Below are 16,171 nucleotides of genomic sequence, written 5' to 3' on the forward strand. Positions count from 1 at the left end.
GGTTGTACAAGTGGATGATTTCTTTGCGTCGTTAAAGCTAGATCCATTATTAGAAACGGAAAATGCGTTTTTGCAAAAATATGAGCTGGAGTTGATTTATAAACATTTGTCCGACATGAAAGAACTGCAACAAAAAGCCATTATGCTCGTCGATTTAAAAGGATTTAGCTATAAAGAAGCGGCGGAGCTGTTAAACGTAAAACTCCCTTATTTAAAAAGCCTTGTGTTTCGGGGCAGGCGGGAATTAGAAAAACGATTACGCAATGAGGTGAAGGGATGAAAAAAGACGAGTTAAAACAATTATTGCAGAAATATCAAAATGGCACACTAAACAAAGAGGAAGAACAGAAAATAGAGGAGCTTCTAGAAAGTTTTGACGTATACCATGAATTTCTCCATGAAACCCTTCATGATGAAGGGATGAAGGAAACCGATCTTACAAAAATGATGAAAAAGGCCCAACAAAAATTCTTTTTTAGAAATACGCTGCTTGTTGTATCGTTTATACTCACGATTGTTCCTTTATTGACTATGTTTACTTTTGTTTATTACGGCTGGGGGCGGGATCATAACAGAGGGAACGAATTGATTGAAACCATTCGAACGGTGAGTGAAATGATGTCTCCAAATGTGTATGTAGATTACGATACGGTGGATGTTGAGATCAAGCCCTTTACTATGACTGTCACGGCCGACAAATATAAATGGATGGATGATAAAAGAAGTTATCTAGGCAAGGATACTTACAAACTATTTTTCAATGATGTGTTTGCTAAAGAATCGAATTATCGAGCGATTGGGTATTCACTTCATCACATTGGAATCAACTTTATTCATCCGAAAGCCAAATACTTTTTACCTGACGAACGAAGAAAAATTGAATCTCTCCCAAGCGATTGGCCGGTTGAAATCTATATTTCCCTGAATCAGTCCTATTCCTTAAAAGAAATAAATGAAAAATTCAAAGGATATCGATATCATATGACATGGCTTGCGTTGGACACAGGTGTAGAGGAACAGATGAGGAATGATTTAGATTTCATCCAAACACCAGCAATTGGCTTTCCGTACAAAAAAGTGCATGTAGATTCTGTATTCCATCGCTCGTTTACTGATTACGAAGAAGTAGTCAAAGGGCTCGAGCTATTGAGCAAAAACGAAAAATGGGCAACACAACTAACGGAATACAAAGACTTAAAGATGGCCGAGCGACTAAAATGGGTGAAAAAGCGTAAAGAATTGAAGATTTATGGAATCGCTGTGACAGGAACCGCCAAAGATGTTTTGTCTCTAGAAAAGATGAAAGAAGTCAACGTGATTCGATTAGGTCAGATTAATTTGCCATAGCAAAGGGGGGAATTGTCGAAAATGATGATGGCAAGAATCAATATGCTAAATACTTTGGTGGCTGTATTTTTGCTTATTTTGTTAAATGTACAAATTATAGCGGAAATCCCTGTTTTTCATATCCGTTACATTTGGATTTCATTGTTCGGAATGCTTATATGCTTGCTTGGCCTCCTAAAAGAAGATCGGTTCTACTCCTATTTAGGCGGCATCCTTCACTTCATCCTAATCGTTTCTTGTATGGGAATGATTTGGTTTGGTATAGGTATTAACTACAAGCCGTAACTTTACTGCAGCAAAAGCGAAAAGGACAGTCCAAATAAGGCTGTCCTTTTTCAATATAGGAACGTGTTGCAAAAGACATAGATGCATACCTGTAAAACCAATACCAAATATCCCAAATTTATCTTGATATATTTTATTAGAACATTTAGATTATTCTATGGATACAAAGTAAAAATAAATGGTTTTGAAGGTAGAGATTTATGGAAACACAATATAGCTGCTTTTTTTGATATGCTGGTATATATTCATTTTTTATAAATTGGCTTTAACAACTATAAAAGTGATTCTTCTTAATTCATTAATCGAGTGAAAGCAATCGTGTTATATTCCATAATGAGGAAAGGTGCTTGAAATGACAAGTTTAAATGAAATTGTTGTAGTTTTGAAAGGGTTTATTTTACACAAAGGCAAGGTGTTAACGGTACAACGTGCTCATGATGATGAAGTGGGCGGCGGAACGTGGGAGTTAGTCGGAGGGCAAATACGCTTTGGAGAAGATTTAGAAACGGCGCTGTTGCGAGAAATCCAAGAAGAAGTTGGATTGGATGTGACGGTGGAGCGGATTTTATATGCGACGACGTTTCAAACGCACGCAACGCGACAAGTTGTCATTCTTACATACTTATGCAAAAGTGATCATCATGAGGTCGTTCTTTCGAAAGAACATATCGATTATCGCTGGTCAACTAAAGAGAGAGTGCGTGAACTGCTGCCTCCGGCCATTCTTCACGACTTTGAAAGAAATGACGTGTTTTCGTTGGAAGAATGGGTATAGAGTAGAGATGGAAGATAGCTAAATGAGTTCAGTTCATGCCCGCGCTATCCAAACAAGATGGTTTTACGGATTGATAAAAGATCAGGTGCTTTTTATCGGGTCACAATCTCAACTTCCAACACACAAACCATATCTACCAATTGCTTAATAAAATATTAATCGGGAGCTGATTCAGATGAGGGCATCACAGGAATTTATAAAGAAATTAGAAGAATTGTATCAAATCTATGAGAATGAGGTAAAAGAAAAATGGAAAGAAGGTCTGTTAGCTGATGACACGGCAAAAACATATCTGTGTCATTCGAGAAACTTTGTAAAATGGTGCCGAAATGAATTTGTTCCAGGTGGAAGAAACGAAAAGAAATAGTTGCAGTCACCATTGAAGTTGAAAAAGATTTCATTGCATCTGATGATGAACAATTTGATGAATATGTAAAATGGGAAGCTTCAGTTAATACAAGCTAAATTAGTATCTGCATATATCTCTATAAAATTTAGGTGAATCGTAATCTGATGTTGGATAACGAATATACGTTTCTGTAATATCGTTGAGCTGTACAGAGTAACCATGTTGAATTAGAAGTTCTCCAAACGGCGGAAAAGCCTCATTATCGGGATCGGGATTAAACTTGAGCAACTGTTACCCAGCCTGATTCTGCCTGCTGCCTGGCTGAGCTACCGAATCGAACCCTAGGAAACAGATCGGGAGAAAGAGTGGCAAGCCATTCTGGAGCATAAGGAATAAAGCGGCGTGATGAGACAGTACTTGCACTTTACTGTCTCTTCTTTTTTGTTTCGCGATTTATTTCCATTCATTAATTAAAGTGGGGAAGGGATTATTACGAATATTTTAATTTATACCCGTGGTGCTAGTTGAGTTTTAACACTCAACTAGCCTAAGAACAACAAGCGAGTAAGCCAGTAAAATACCATCCAGTGCCGTTTCAAATCCAGAAACCGAGTTCGCTCGAATCTCGGTGATCCGATACGAATCGACTAAAATCGAAAACACGGTTTCAATCACTTTGCGTTTTCGTTTCATCCACTGTTTCCATGCGTCGGATTGGAGAATTCGCTGATTTTTTCGAACGGGCGTCCAAAAAGCGACTCGATGCTCTTCGTACAGCTTCTTTTGCAGTTTTTGGCTGATGTACCCTTTGTCACCTAGGTTATATGGATGTGGAATTTGCGTCATGACGGTTTCAGCGGCCACCCGATCGTGACAAGACGCTTCAGTGACGACATATCCCATCGGAAGCCCTTGGTCGGTGGCCTGCAGATGAAGTTTCAACCCATAGAAAGCGATCTTTTTCGAAGCACAATAGCCGATATCCGCAATTCCACGAAACCGTTTGGCGCGATACATTCGGGATGAATGACACAGCTCGATCGGCAAACTGTCCACGACCGCATACGCATGGTGCTGCCCGCGCTTGGCCAGCTGGTGCCGCATCCACTTGATCGCAAAGCCAAGCGCTCGGCAGCGACGGTTGTATCGAGAACGTTCAGGGAACAAGTCCTTGGAAAACAAATTCCCGATCACAAACCGATGCCAAGCCCGTTCGGAAGTGAAGCCTAACAACTTTCCAAGGACATGGACGGCGATGATGACCTCGTCCTTCTGTTTCAACAAATGAAGATTTCGACGTTGAAGATGAATCTGGATACTCGATAGTTGAGCTGATACAAAACACAAAATCGATACATATTGTTTTTGAAGTTTGGCTCGATCTGTTGTAAAATGAAAGTGCTCTTGCATGTGAATTCTTCTTTTAAATGTTTGGTCGCACTTTCATTTTAAGGAGATCCTCATGCAAGGGCTATTTTTATGCTTGTCTGATTTTATCTAGCGCCACAGGTTAATTTATATATACAATAAGAACGTTTGTTCTTATAATATTGTTCTTATAATATATTTTAAATAAATATGGAAGGGGTTTTAAAGATGACAAGAAAAAATATAAAACGAACGTTGGAGATAGACGAAATTATAAAACTTTATCTTGAAGGTGCTATATAAATCCAGTTTGAAATTCCGACATGTTTAATCAACCTGCATCCTTGTCTATACTGCTCCTAAATGAGTAAATCAAAGGAGCGGAAGAAGAATGAGGAAAAAAGGATTACAAATTACAAACGATCATGGTTGGACGATCGAACGTCTTCAAGAACAGGAACGCAAAATGAAAAAGGCGAACATGGCAAAACGAATTGCAGTCATTCGTCTGATTATGCAAGGCTATTTGGGGATCCAAGTCGCTGAGCTCTTGAATCTCCACCGTGAGACCGTTTCGATTTACGTGCAAAAGTTTAATCAAGGTGGGATGGATGCGTTATTAGAACGTCGATACGCCCCGGGCAGAAAGCCGTATCTATCTCCAGAAGAAGAACGGGAATTAAAAAAAATGCTGGAAGAAAGCACTCCTGCCGATGAAGGATACGGCATTGAAACGGGCTGGAATACCCGGATTATTCAACATGTGTTAGAAGAGAAATTTTCTGTCACCATGTCCCGTGGCGGTATTGGTGATATGCTTCATCGATGGGGATTTCGCTATACACGCCCTACGTATACCCTCAAACGGGCCAATCCACAAAAACAAAAAGAGTTTCAACAGGAGATGGAACTCATAAAAAAAACTTGTCCGACAACATGGTCATAATCTATGAAGATGAAAGCCATATTCGAGATTACCAAACTCTACGGGCCACATGGAGTGTTAAAGGGCGTCAAAAACAAATCCCTACGTATGGACATCACGCAACCGTTAGCTTATTGGACATCCCTATATGGCTACTTCCCTTGTTGAACAGAGGAGGGCGGCTTGTTTCCTTTGAGCAACAACGGCCAAAAGGAAACAAACAAGAATCCCCCACTTCCATCGTCCATTAGCCGGTAAGTGGGGGTAGTTCGATCCTTTTTGTACAGGAGGTGTTTGAATAATTAATGCGTTCCTAAAAACCCGTACATAAATAGAAAAGTAAAGATAAAGGTTAATACGGCACCTAGTATTGTTTGATTAAGTGTGTTTCCATTACTGTGTAAATTTTTTAAAAAGCTTGCTAAATTTAAAAACCACAAAACACCTATTATTGGTAAAACAAGTAAGTATATATATTCCATTTAAAGAACTCCCTTTTACTTGTTAAGTATAGATTAATACAAAAGTTATTAAAATATTTTAATTTTTATTCTTTTCTCTAACAAGATAACATACTAATAAGTTAGTGTTAAAGCGTAAGAAGCAGTATCTACTGAAGATGTTGGGGTTATTGATAATCCTGCTGGATATACTGATACACTAGGTTGACCGGAATATAATTTGTGTCCATATTGAATTTTAATATTAATTGTACCATTTTTTGATGTTGGTACATAAACATATTGTCCCATATATCCTTTGTGTAAAGTAAATTCTGTAGAGCTTCTTAAGTCAAATTCACCAGCTACTCCAGCATTTGGTTCCCAATCACTAGGAGTGTAATCAATTGCATAATCTACCCAGTTCCCATTACCTTGTGGATCTTGACTATATCTATGTTGATGTTGTGTTACTGATCCATTACTAGTTGGAAGATAAAATCCTGCACTCGAAGGAAAACCGAAAGTCATTTTATCAACAAGTTCGTAAAAAGGTGATTTCAGCCATTGAAAATTAGCGTAGATATAAAATTTATCGTTGTTTGCCCGATCAGAGGTTACTTTATAAACTGTACCCCATAATTTCATCGTGGAGGAAGAAATTGTACCCATCGTTGTGAAATCACCAGAATTATTCCCTTCATCTTCAAACGTATTTAGGAATCAATTGAAAAACAAAAATTACATCAATCTGTTTAAAGAACATCTCGTAAAGTATGCATTTACAGCATTACAGCAAAAAATACTTAAGGAATCAGGGAATAATTATTCTGATTATTTCACATTTAAAGCACCAGAACTTTATAATCAGATTGTGATGGCGCAGCAGGGGTATTTTGCACATGCTCCAATACCTTATCAGCAAACTCATGGAATGAACCCAATGCCATACGATCTCACGCATTCAGTGCCTTTGTATCCGCCAACTCATATTCACATGGGGAAATAACTACCCGGCTAGGGTAGTTATTTCCGTACTAAGCTGTAAATTATCACTTTATTTTGGAATAAAAGAGGCATTTTTTTGCACAATTCTTCAGAAATCCCTCTCCCCTTTTCTGAAAGAATGTGCTAAATTTTTTGTGAATTATTTCGGAAGAGAAAATCCATCGGTTCAGAGGAGGGGGAGGAGGACGTGATTCAATTTCATGACTTTGGCATTGACGTCCAAACGTATGCAGAGCGTGGAAAAGAAAACAACTTCCCTCTTCTGACACAGTGTCCGCATTGCCGGGCCAAGCGCCCGTTACACCGCCACGGTTACTATGAGCGAAATGCATTGACCCCACATGGTGATTATCGCATTTGGATTGTCCGGTATCGCTGTCGGGAATGCTTGAAGACGGTGAGTGTGCTGCCTTCCTTTCTCCTCCCGTATTTTCAGTATACGTTGTCCGCCATATGGCAAGTCGTGAAAGAGCAGTTGGGATTGACCGAGGGGACGAACCGGGCTCCGTTTCTCCCGACAAAGGACGGCATCATCTTTTATGTCCGGCGGTTCTGCCGAAACCTATCAAACTTTCACAGCTTTTTTGCGAGGCGGTGGAGGATCATAGGCCCTATCGTGAAAAAAGAAAAGGAACGGGCTTCCTGGTGGATCCGGACGTTGGAGAAACACGGTCTCTATTCGGTCATCAGAGACATGTGGAAGGACGGATTCCGACACCCTTTTGCGAATCAAATGGGATCCTGATTTTACATACATATCCTAAATTGGAAATGGTTGAGGTTCCCACAAACCTTTCCTATCGACGGAGAAAAAGCGATCCGGTACGATAAGGGCAGACGGACCGGAACGGTCCTGATTCCAAGTGAGACAAGGAGGAGATTCGAATGGATGAGTCGATGAGACACGACATTGCCCTGTTTCGGTACGGGCTAATCGCTCCGTTGGTGAATGGGCAGGTGGAACCGAAGGCGTATCTGAAAGAGGTGAGCGAGCGAGTGCACCATGTTCCCCACCAGGGCGACAAAATGTTCCCCACCAGGGCGACAAACGAATCGCAGCCAAGACGATCCTCGATTGGTGCACCCGATACAAAAAAGGGGGCTTTGACGCCTTAAAGCCGAAGCGCCGTTCGGACCGCGGCCACTCAAGGCGTCTGTCGCCCGATGATGAGGATCATATTTTAGCCCTAAGAAAAGAACATCCCACCATGCCCGTGACGGTGTTCTACGAACACCTGATCGAGCAGGGGGAAATCCCAGAAAACCATATCTCTTACTTTACTATATACCGATTGTTGAAAAAACACAACCTTGTCGGGAAAGAAATCTTGCCCATGCCGGAGCGAAAGCGCTTTGCGTATGACCAGATCAATGAGCTTTGGCAAGGGGACTTATCCCATGGACCAACGATTCGAGTCAATGGGAAAGCCCAGAAAACGTTTTTGATCGCCTATATCGATGACTGCTCGCGGTTTGTGCCGTACGCGCAGTTTTTCCCTTCGGAGAAGTTTGACGGGCTGCGGATCGTCACGAAGGAAGCGGTGCTTCGTTGCGGGAAGCCGAAGCGCATTTACTCGGACAACGGGAAAATTTATCGATCCGAGGTGCTGCAGTATGCGTGCGCCGAGATGGGAATTACGCTCATCCACACCCAGCCGTATGACCCGCAAAGCAAAGGGAAAATCGAACGGTTCTTCCGCACCGTACAGACGCGGTTTTATCCGCTGCTGGAGTTGGATCCCCCGAAGTCGCTCGAAGAGCTGAACGAGCGTTTTTGGAGGTGGCTTGAAGAGGAGTATCATCGAAAACCGCACGCCTCGCTGGACGGAAAAACGCCGCATGAGGTGTTTCAATCGCAAGTGCATCTCGTGTCGTTCATCGAAGATGGCGATTGGCTGGATGCGATTTTTCTGAAGCGGGAGCACCGCAAGGTCAAAGCCGATGGAACGATCACCTTGAACAAGCAGCTGTATGAAGTGCCGCCCCGGTTCATTGGGCAATCGATTGAACTCCGCTATGACGAACGGGGCGTCTATGTGTACGAAGATGGAAGGAAGGTGGCGGAGGCCGTTCGGGTTCGTTTGGAGGACAACGCCTATGTAAAACGCCATCGGTCCCCGTTTGCGGCGATTCCGGCGAAGGAGGGAGAACACGGTGTATAAATCGTTTTACTCCCTTTCGCGGGAGCCGTTTGCGAAAGAAACAGACCCGTCCGAGGCGTATCAAGGGGCGCCGTTTCAGGAAGCGTTGCGGGCGCTGGAGTACGTGAAACGAACCCGGGGGATCGGGCTGTTAATCGGAGAGCCAGGGGCGGGCAAGACGTTCGCCCTTCGGGCGCTGAAAGAGTCATTGAATCCATCATTGTATCATGTCGTCTACTTTCCGTTATCCACCGGAGGCGTGATGGATTTTTACCGTGGTTTGGCCTTGGGATTAGGAGAGGAACCGAAGTACCGCAAGGTAGACCTCTTCCGCCAAATCCAGCAGGCGATCGAGCGATTGTATCATGAACGGCGGATCACGCCGGTGTTCATTTTGGACGAGATGCATTTAGCGAAGGATGCATTTTTACAGGACATCGCGATCTTGTTCAACTTTGAGATGGATTCGACCAACCCATTTGTCTTGATTTTGGCCGGGCTGCCCCATTTACAGGGGAAGCTGCGGCTCAATCAGCACCGCCCTCTCGACCAGCGGATCATCATGCGATACCGGATGGGGCCGCTGGAGAAGGAAGAGGTGGCGGGCTACATCGAACATCGGATGAAACAGGCCGGGGCGAAGCATCCGATCTTCACCCCATCGGCGTTAGAGTCGATTGCCCTGCAGTCGCGGGGATGGCCTCGGGTGATCAACACGTTGGCCACGACGTGCCTGTTATACGGGTATCAGCTGAAAAAGGACGCCATTGACGAAGAAATGGTGCGCATGGCCGCAGAGGAAATGGGGTATTAGCACGAAAGGGGCCGAATCGGCCTCTTTTGTGCTTTCTCTTTTCCATCGATCCATCAGGCGCGCTGGAAATCTTCATCTGAAAGAGCGTGCAAACGTTCCGAAAGAATGTGCAAAATCCGGAACAATCCGCAAAAATTTTGCACATTATTTCCGAATCCGCCTGAAATAATTTGAAAAAGGGATTCTGAAATAATGTGCTAATTTACACTAAGCAGGTTTCAAAATATGTTAAATGTTTCAATCGCTTTTTTCTTTTGCTCAAAGTCAACATGCGTATATACTTGCGTCGTGACTAAACTTTCATGACCGCGAGTAATTCTTGTACGGTACGCAAATCAACATTTTCTTTATTTTCTTGTATCAACAAGGTAGCAAACGTATGCCGCAAATGATGGAGTGAGAACCGTTGAGGTGGCAGACCTGCTTTTTGTAAGATTTCTTTAAATATCTTATGTAAACCACGCGGGTTCAGTTTTTTGCCGTTTTTATTTAAAAATACCGGTTGGGAAGGATGGAGCTGATATTCCTCTAAACTTTCCATATAGCTTTTTATTAAAGGGACAACCATAGGATGAAGGGGGAGTAAGCGCTCTTTTTTTCCTTTCCCATAAATACGCATCGTGTTGTTAGATAAATCAATTGTTTTTGTTGAGATTAAGAATTATGAAAGAAGGATTGCGGAATCTGCTCTTGTTTCATACAGGACGATGCCTCCACTCAATTTATCAGTAATTGTGAAAAGCAGCCCGGAGCATAAGGAATAAAGCGGCGTGATGAGACAGTACTTGCACTTTACTGTCTCTTTTTTTGTTTTGCGATTTATTTCCATTCATTAATTAAAGTGGGGAAGGGATTATTACGAATATTTTAATTTATATAGACAATAAGAACATTTGTTCTTATAATATATTTTAAATAAATATGGAAGGGGTTTTAAAGATGACAAGAAAAAATATAAAACGAACGTTGGAGATAAACGAAATTATAAAACTTTATCTTGAAGGTGCTAGTACCACCGAAATTGCAAAGCTTTCCAATGTGTCCCCAAGATATATAAGAATGATTTTGTCTGATCATAATATTGAAAAAAGGCCGTTTGGTAGTTGGAAGCGTAAGTATAAGTTAAATGAAGATTATTTCAAGACTTGGTCTAAAAATATGGCTTATATCTTAGGTTTTTTTATAGCGGACGGTTTTGTCTCCAATGATTTTCAGACGATCGGATTCGCGCAAAAAGAAAAATATATTTTAGAACAAATCAGAGACGAATTAGGGTCTAATCAACCACTTTATCAAAATAAGCAAACCGGTGTTTATATGTTATATCTCAATAGCAAAGTTATGAAAAACGATTTAATGGAGATACATGGTATCACACCAAATAAATCATTGGATATAAAATTTCCGTATGTTCCAGAAGTGTATTTAAATCATTTTATAAGAGCTATTTTGACGGTGATGGAAATATTTATTCTCGTGGCTATTTAGTCAGTTTTGTTGGCGGTTCTCTCGATTTCATGACGGTATTAGAACATCATCTAAAAGCGCGAGGATTTGACGTGTACTTAACCAAAAAAGAAAAACATATTCGTTTATATATGAGCGGCAGAAAAAACATTAAGGAATTTTACGACTGGATTTATCACGATAAAGGATTATACTAAACGCAAATTTGAAGCGTTCCCAGATAAAAATATGGATGCAGAAACATTGCAAAATGCGAAATTAAAAAGAACAAAACAAGCTGTTGCAGCAAGAAAAAAAGCTTTTATCGATGAATATCGAAAAAGTTATTGCGTTCATCAAGCATGTGAAACAGTTGGAATTACATTAGGAACGTATTATACATGGTTGAAGCGTGACAAATCATTTAGCGAAGAATTTTATAAAATTAAAGAAAGGGAAGTTAAGTAACTAATAACTGCTTTATATTTTTTGGTTCATCACCAAATTTTGTGATTTAGTGACAAAAAAGAGAAAGCACTGACGAGATCCTGGCAATAATGTTAGCGGTGAAATAAACATTAGGGAGGTCTCGTAAGTGCTTTCTATATCACTAGGATTGCCAGAATTTAAAGTGATTAAACACGAACTTCTTTCCTATGGTTATGCGATTCATGTAGAGAAAACAGAGACACAGGAACGTTGCCCTCATTGTGGGTTTGCCACTTCCTCTGTCCACGACAGACGGACAAGAAAAGTACGGGATTTGGCGATTTTCCATCAACCGGTGTACTTGTTCGTCAAGGTAAAGCGCTATCGGTGCCGGAATTGTTCCCAAGTGTTTTCTGCCTCTTTGGAATCGATTGAACCCAATCAACATTACACCAATCGATTTTGTGAGTATTTGTATGAACTTTGCGAAGGCACCACCATTCAAGAGGTTAGTCGAAAGCACCGCATCCCATATACGACATTGGAACGCATTTATTACTCCATCGCATCGAAAAAAGCAAAAGAGCGTCAAACAGCGATAGAAGCATCTTCTCAAGAAGGAATGGTGCTTAGTTTAGATGAAATCGCGGTAAAAAAGGACATCAGTATGAAACTGTATTGATGGATGCCAGAGCCGGATCGGTCATGGGAATGCATGCCGATCGCCAATGTGACTCCGCCATCAACTTGTTGAGCCAAAATGTCCTGTCGAAAGAAATGGTCCAAACGGTGATTCTTGACATGTGGGAACCTTATCATAAGGCGGTTCGCGCCCTGTTTCCATCTGCTTCGATTGTCATCGATAAGTACCATGTGGTTCAAAAAGTGACACAAGCCTTGGATCAAGCAAGAAAGGAATTTTCTCCATTGAAAAAGGCTCGATATCTTCTCTTAAAAGGCTGTGAAAAGCTTCGTAAGGACCAACGGCTTCGATTAGACGATATCTTGGAGGAGTATCCGACACTTTCCATTGCTTATTATCTGAAAGAGTTGTTTCGGGATTTTTACCGAACCGATGGATATAACGAAGCAAAGGAACGCTTGGAAGAATGGATTAAGTTAGCCAAACAGAGCCCTTTTGCTTCTTTTCAGGAAGCAGCCAACACGCTTGAAAGGTGGAAGGAGCCTATTCTTTCCTACTTTTTGTGCCCATATACGAATGCCCGAATCGAGGGGACGAATCACAAGATCAAAAACATCAAACGCCGGGCATATGGCTATCGAAATCTAGAACGGTTTCGTTTACGTGTATTTCTGGAGTGTACAGGGAACACTACAGGTAGTCAGGCTGCCTAAGCACTCCCTTCTTCCGCTATCGGTATGATAGTTGGTAGAATGGAACCCGTCAAGGAAAGCACTTGACTGTTTCCATTCTACCAACTTCGTGGTCTGTATGCGGAAGAAGGATCCTGACTGATGAACCTATTTCATCCAGCTAACATGTCTCTAGGATTGAGTAGAAATCACAGAAAATGGTGAAGACCCTATTTTTTAAATTTCGGTTGACATAATATAAAGTGAAGGATAAAAAAATGATAAGTCAGTAAGTTTACTTAATAATCAGGTATAAACATTGATAATTCGTATAAAAAAATGATAATTGTAGCCAAAAAATAAATTGGGTTAATTTATATAAATATTAGCGCATGTGTTCTTATTTGTCTAGATAAAAAATAGAAAGGAAGGAATCAAATGTTAAATATCTAATATATAAAATCAATATGGATTTATATTCTAAAAATATATTTTAGAGGAGTTGTTATTCAATGTGTGGGATTTGTAACTAGACACAAAGAAAGAGATTTAGAAATTCCAAAGCACCGTCAAGATTTAATGATTGTAATTGAAAAAGATTTGTTCAATGACGATGATGTATTAGCGGCTTTTTATGGCGGTTCAATCGGAAATGAAAACATGGATCTATATTCCGATATTGACCTCCGCATCGTTGTATTACCTGAAAAATTTCAAGAATTTATCTCGAACAAAAAAAATCGCCCTAAAAAATGGGGAAATGTTCTTTATTTTGAGGACTTAGGTCCGTTTGTACCTTATTCAATCGCTCACTATGATTGTTTTGTTAAAGTGGATACATTTTATTATAAACCTAAAGACATTCATCCTTCCGTATGGTTGAAAAATATAAAAATTATAAAAGACACGAATGGAATGCTGGCAGATATTTTAAATAAATCAATGGCTTTATCCTATGAACCAACAATGGAGGAATTTGAACTTTGGCGATCAAAGTTTTTTGCGTATTTTCATGAAGCTTATCGCAGAGTAATGAGAAAAGAGTATTATTATGCTTTGAAATGTATTGACAGCTTACGTTTATCAATGGCAACAGCTTGGTATATGGAAGCAGGAATTCAACCAAATACGTTTGGCGATTGGGCAAAATACGAAGGTGAAAGAAGCAAACTACAAGCTTGGCAACTATCCCTCCTTGAAAGTTGGGAATGTGGCAGAAATCCCCTTGAAATGATGAATGTGATGAAAAGTATAGTTCCAGAATTTAAAAGAGTCCATAAAAATCTTTGTAATAAGCTCGGAATCGAAGAAAATCTTGAATGGATAAATGGAATTATTGATATGGCTATTTAAACAAAACACCTGCAAAATGCGCGGGTGTTTTGTTTACAACCATTTTTTAACTATCCCGAAAATTAGCATTTTCATCATTTGTTGGTGACGCAATGCGGCATGGAAATCTATCCTGAAAGTGAATATTTTCAACCTTGCTGATGGTGTCGCAATTATGCGGTACAGTTGTCTTCCGTGGAAGAATAGAATTTCTTGCATCATCTGTGGTGCTGTGAAATGCGACATGGGTGGCTAATGGGGAAGGTTAGTTGAAAAAGGATTTGATTTTAATTTGTAGAAATTATCGATGTGGAAAAAGTTCTTTTTAGAAAGGAAGTAATAAGATGCGACAAATCATTGCTCTAGGCGGTGGAGGGTTCTCAATGGAACCGGATAACCCGTTATTAGATCTTTATATATTGAAACAAGCCAAGAAAACTACTCCAAAGATTTGTTTTATCCCCACTGCTAGCGGAGATTCAGATCATTATATATCAAGGTATTATAACTTCTTTAATAAACAAAATTGCAAACCTTCTCATTTATCTTTATTTAAACCGCCAACAAGGGATTTAGAAGGATTTATACTGGAGAAGGATATTATATATGTTGGTGGGGGAAATACAAGAAACTTATTAGTTTTATGGAAAGAGTGGGGGTTAGATAATATTTTGAGAAAAGCTTGGAACCAAGGGATTGTTTTAGCTGGCATTAGTGCTGGTTCTATATGTTGGTTCGAGGAAGGCGTCACAGATTCATTTGGAGAGGGATTAGAACCAATTAAATGCTTAGGTTTTCTAAAGGGTAGTCATTGTCCTCATTATGATGGAGAGTCAGATAGAAGACCTTCGTATCATAAACTCATTTATTCTGGAGACATACAAGCTGGTATTGCAGCGGATGACGGAGTTGCCATTCATTATATTGAACAAAACATAAGTAATATAGTTAGTTCTAGGCCAAAGGCAAAGGCTTATAAAGTTTATTTGGATAACAAGGTGATGAAGGTGATAGAAGAAGAGCTTCAGACGAATTTTTTAGGTTCCTGTTAAGCCGATATGGAAGAACGAATTAACTTCAACATCTGTAGTGAAACTCGCTTTATGGGAACGGGACAGTTTATTCCAATAAAGAAACAACTTTCATCGTAAAATATCCCACGGTAATATTAACCAAAAATTATAAGTGAGGAGAAGTTGGTCATCAAAGCCTTACAAAGAGTTCTCAACATCGAACAACCAACGGGGAGAGTCATTCACCACTCGTATTGAGGATAAAAGTAGGAAAGGGTGACATATGTGAAAATGAGAACAGAACAAGAAATGTTGGATTTAATCATTACATTTGCTAAGCAAGATCATCGTATACGTGGAGTGCTAATGAACGGTTCTCGTGTAAATCCAAACATAAAAAAAGATATATTTCAAGACTATGATATTGTATATTTAGTTACAAGTGTTGAACCATTTAAAGATGAAAACTATATTTTGTCTCACTTTGGGGAAGTAATGCTTATGGAAAAACCCGAAGATAAAATTTTTCCACCTCCCATTGGCGATGGTCGTTATACATATTTAATGCAATTTATGGATGGAAACCGAATTGATATGCATTTTATTCACATAAGTAAAGTGGATGAACTAATTAAGGATAGTTTAACAAAGGTTTTACTAGACAAAGACCACAATATTCCAGATATCCCACCTCCAAGTGAACAAAGTTATCTTATTAAAAAACCAACGGAAAAATTATATAACGATTGTTGTAATAGTTTTATATGGGGATTAGGATCTCATATTCCAAAAACCATTTGGAGACAAGAATTACCATTGTTAATGCGTTTAATAGATATTGTTTTACGTGAGCCATTAATTCAAATGCTTGAATGGTATATAGGGATTAAAACAGATTATAAATACTCGATTGGAAAAGGAGGAAGACGCTTAAAAAAGTTCTTGGAGCCTGAAATTTGGAATGACTTTGAGAAGACATATACAGATGCTAATTATGATAATATCTGGAATTCATTATTCTTATTCCATGACTTATTCAAAAAAACTGCTGAATATGTTGGGCAAGTATATGGTTTTCAGTTTCCTGAAGAAGAATGTAAAAGAGCACTAAAGTTTCTAAAACACGTAAAAGAATTGCCGCAAGATGCAAAATCAATTTTTTAAGGTTAAATTCCTTTATACATA

15 protein-coding genes and 3 pseudogenes are annotated in these 16,171 nt (G+C 39.8%); 15 read left to right on the top strand and 3 right to left on the bottom strand.

The annotated features are described in order from the left end of the window. The first annotated feature begins 10 nt into the window (after positions 1 to 10). The 5 genes from FNL97_RS08900 to FNL97_RS08920 all read left to right on the top strand — a co-directional run bounded on the left by FNL97_RS08900 (position 11) and on the right by FNL97_RS08920 (position 2,774). Positions 11 to 280 carry a sigma factor-like helix-turn-helix DNA-binding protein gene (locus tag FNL97_RS08900; protein WP_286173536.1) on the top strand — a complete coding sequence of 90 codons (270 nt, stop codon included), beginning with the start codon at positions 11 to 13 and terminating at the stop codon, positions 278 to 280. Then, positions 277 to 1,347 carry an anti-sigma factor gene (locus FNL97_RS08905; protein WP_143415547.1) on the top strand — a complete coding sequence of 357 codons (1,071 nt, stop codon included), beginning with the start codon at positions 277 to 279 and terminating at the stop codon, positions 1,345 to 1,347. Before FNL97_RS08900 ends, FNL97_RS08905 begins: the two co-directional genes overlap by 4 nt. A gap of 21 nt (positions 1,348 to 1,368) precedes the next feature. Then, on the top strand, positions 1,369 to 1,632 hold the full coding sequence (locus tag FNL97_RS08910) for a hypothetical protein (protein ID WP_143415550.1): 264 nt from the start codon (positions 1,369 to 1,371) through the stop codon (positions 1,630 to 1,632). Between the two features lie 352 nt (positions 1,633 to 1,984). After that, a complete protein-coding gene (locus FNL97_RS08915; RefSeq protein ID WP_143415552.1) occupies positions 1,985 to 2,407 on the top strand; it encodes an NUDIX hydrolase in 423 nt (140 codons plus the stop codon). Positions 2,408 to 2,582: 175 nt separating this feature from the next. Next, positions 2,583 to 2,774 carry a hypothetical protein gene (locus FNL97_RS08920; protein ID WP_020755372.1) on the top strand — a complete coding sequence of 64 codons (192 nt, stop codon included), beginning with the start codon at positions 2,583 to 2,585 and terminating at the stop codon, positions 2,772 to 2,774. Positions 2,775 to 3,287: 513 nt separating this feature from the next. On the opposite strand, the gene FNL97_RS08925 is transcribed toward FNL97_RS08920, so the two are convergent. Further along, a complete protein-coding gene (locus FNL97_RS08925) occupies positions 3,288 to 4,166 on the bottom strand; it encodes an IS982-like element ISGth1 family transposase (protein WP_143415554.1) in 879 nt (292 codons plus the stop codon). 349 nt (positions 4,167 to 4,515) lie between these two features. On the opposite strand from FNL97_RS08925, the gene FNL97_RS08930 reads away from it, so the two are divergent. After that, complete coding sequence (locus tag FNL97_RS08930) at positions 4,516 to 5,070, top strand: IS630 family transposase (RefSeq protein WP_013400171.1); 555 nt, start codon at positions 4,516 to 4,518, stop codon at positions 5,068 to 5,070. Between the two features lie 554 nt (positions 5,071 to 5,624). Here the strand turns inward: FNL97_RS08930 and FNL97_RS08940 are convergent. Beyond that, a complete protein-coding gene (locus FNL97_RS08940) occupies positions 5,625 to 6,161 on the bottom strand; it encodes a hypothetical protein (protein WP_286173537.1) in 537 nt (178 codons plus the stop codon). 4 nt (positions 6,162 to 6,165) lie between these two features. Between FNL97_RS08940 and FNL97_RS08945 the strand changes: the two genes are divergently transcribed. From FNL97_RS08945 to FNL97_RS08960, 4 genes and pseudogenes are all read left to right on the top strand, one after another. After that, entirely contained in the window at positions 6,166 to 6,498 is a 333-nt protein-coding gene (locus tag FNL97_RS08945) for a hypothetical protein (protein WP_286173538.1), read from the top strand. Between the two features lie 186 nt (positions 6,499 to 6,684). Further along, positions 6,685 to 7,242: a DUF6431 domain-containing protein gene (locus FNL97_RS08950; RefSeq protein ID WP_143415556.1), complete on the top strand. Its 558-nt coding sequence runs from the start codon at positions 6,685 to 6,687 to the stop codon at positions 7,240 to 7,242. Positions 7,243 to 7,382: 140 nt separating this feature from the next. Continuing rightward, positions 7,383 to 8,659: pseudogene (locus tag FNL97_RS08955) on the top strand (IS481 family transposase). After that, on the top strand, positions 8,652 to 9,452 hold the full coding sequence (locus FNL97_RS08960) for an ExeA family protein (protein ID WP_087959892.1): 801 nt from the start codon (positions 8,652 to 8,654) through the stop codon (positions 9,450 to 9,452). The pseudogene FNL97_RS08955 and the gene FNL97_RS08960 overlap by 8 nt, the downstream one beginning before the upstream one ends. 292 nt (positions 9,453 to 9,744) lie before the next feature. On the opposite strand, the gene FNL97_RS08970 is transcribed toward FNL97_RS08960, so the two are convergent. After that, positions 9,745 to 10,071 carry a tyrosine-type recombinase/integrase gene (locus FNL97_RS08970; protein WP_286173539.1) on the bottom strand — a complete coding sequence of 109 codons (327 nt, stop codon included), beginning with the start codon at positions 10,069 to 10,071 and terminating at the stop codon, positions 9,745 to 9,747. Positions 10,072 to 10,391: 320 nt separating this feature from the next. On the opposite strand from FNL97_RS08970, the pseudogene FNL97_RS18875 reads away from it, so the two are divergent. From FNL97_RS18875 to FNL97_RS08995, 5 genes and pseudogenes are all read left to right on the top strand, one after another. Beyond that, a pseudogene (locus FNL97_RS18875) lies at positions 10,392 to 11,366 on the top strand (helix-turn-helix domain-containing protein). 127 nt (positions 11,367 to 11,493) lie between these two features. Next, a pseudogene (locus FNL97_RS18720) lies at positions 11,494 to 12,683 on the top strand (ISL3 family transposase). 474 nt (positions 12,684 to 13,157) lie between these two features. Continuing rightward, positions 13,158 to 13,994 carry an aminoglycoside 6-adenylyltransferase gene (locus tag FNL97_RS08985; RefSeq protein ID WP_143415558.1) on the top strand — a complete coding sequence of 279 codons (837 nt, stop codon included), beginning with the start codon at positions 13,158 to 13,160 and terminating at the stop codon, positions 13,992 to 13,994. Positions 13,995 to 14,317: 323 nt separating this feature from the next. Beyond that, positions 14,318 to 15,025 carry a Type 1 glutamine amidotransferase-like domain-containing protein gene (locus tag FNL97_RS08990; protein ID WP_143415560.1) on the top strand — a complete coding sequence of 236 codons (708 nt, stop codon included), beginning with the start codon at positions 14,318 to 14,320 and terminating at the stop codon, positions 15,023 to 15,025. A gap of 252 nt (positions 15,026 to 15,277) precedes the next feature. Continuing rightward, positions 15,278 to 16,150 carry an aminoglycoside 6-adenylyltransferase gene (locus FNL97_RS08995; protein ID WP_286173545.1) on the top strand — a complete coding sequence of 291 codons (873 nt, stop codon included), beginning with the start codon at positions 15,278 to 15,280 and terminating at the stop codon, positions 16,148 to 16,150. The last annotated feature ends 21 nt before the right edge of the window (positions 16,151 to 16,171 follow it).

It is taken from the genome of Geobacillus sp. E263 (assembly GCF_007197795.1).
Classification (GTDB): Bacteria; Bacillota; Bacilli; order Bacillales; family Anoxybacillaceae; genus Parageobacillus_B; species Parageobacillus_B toebii.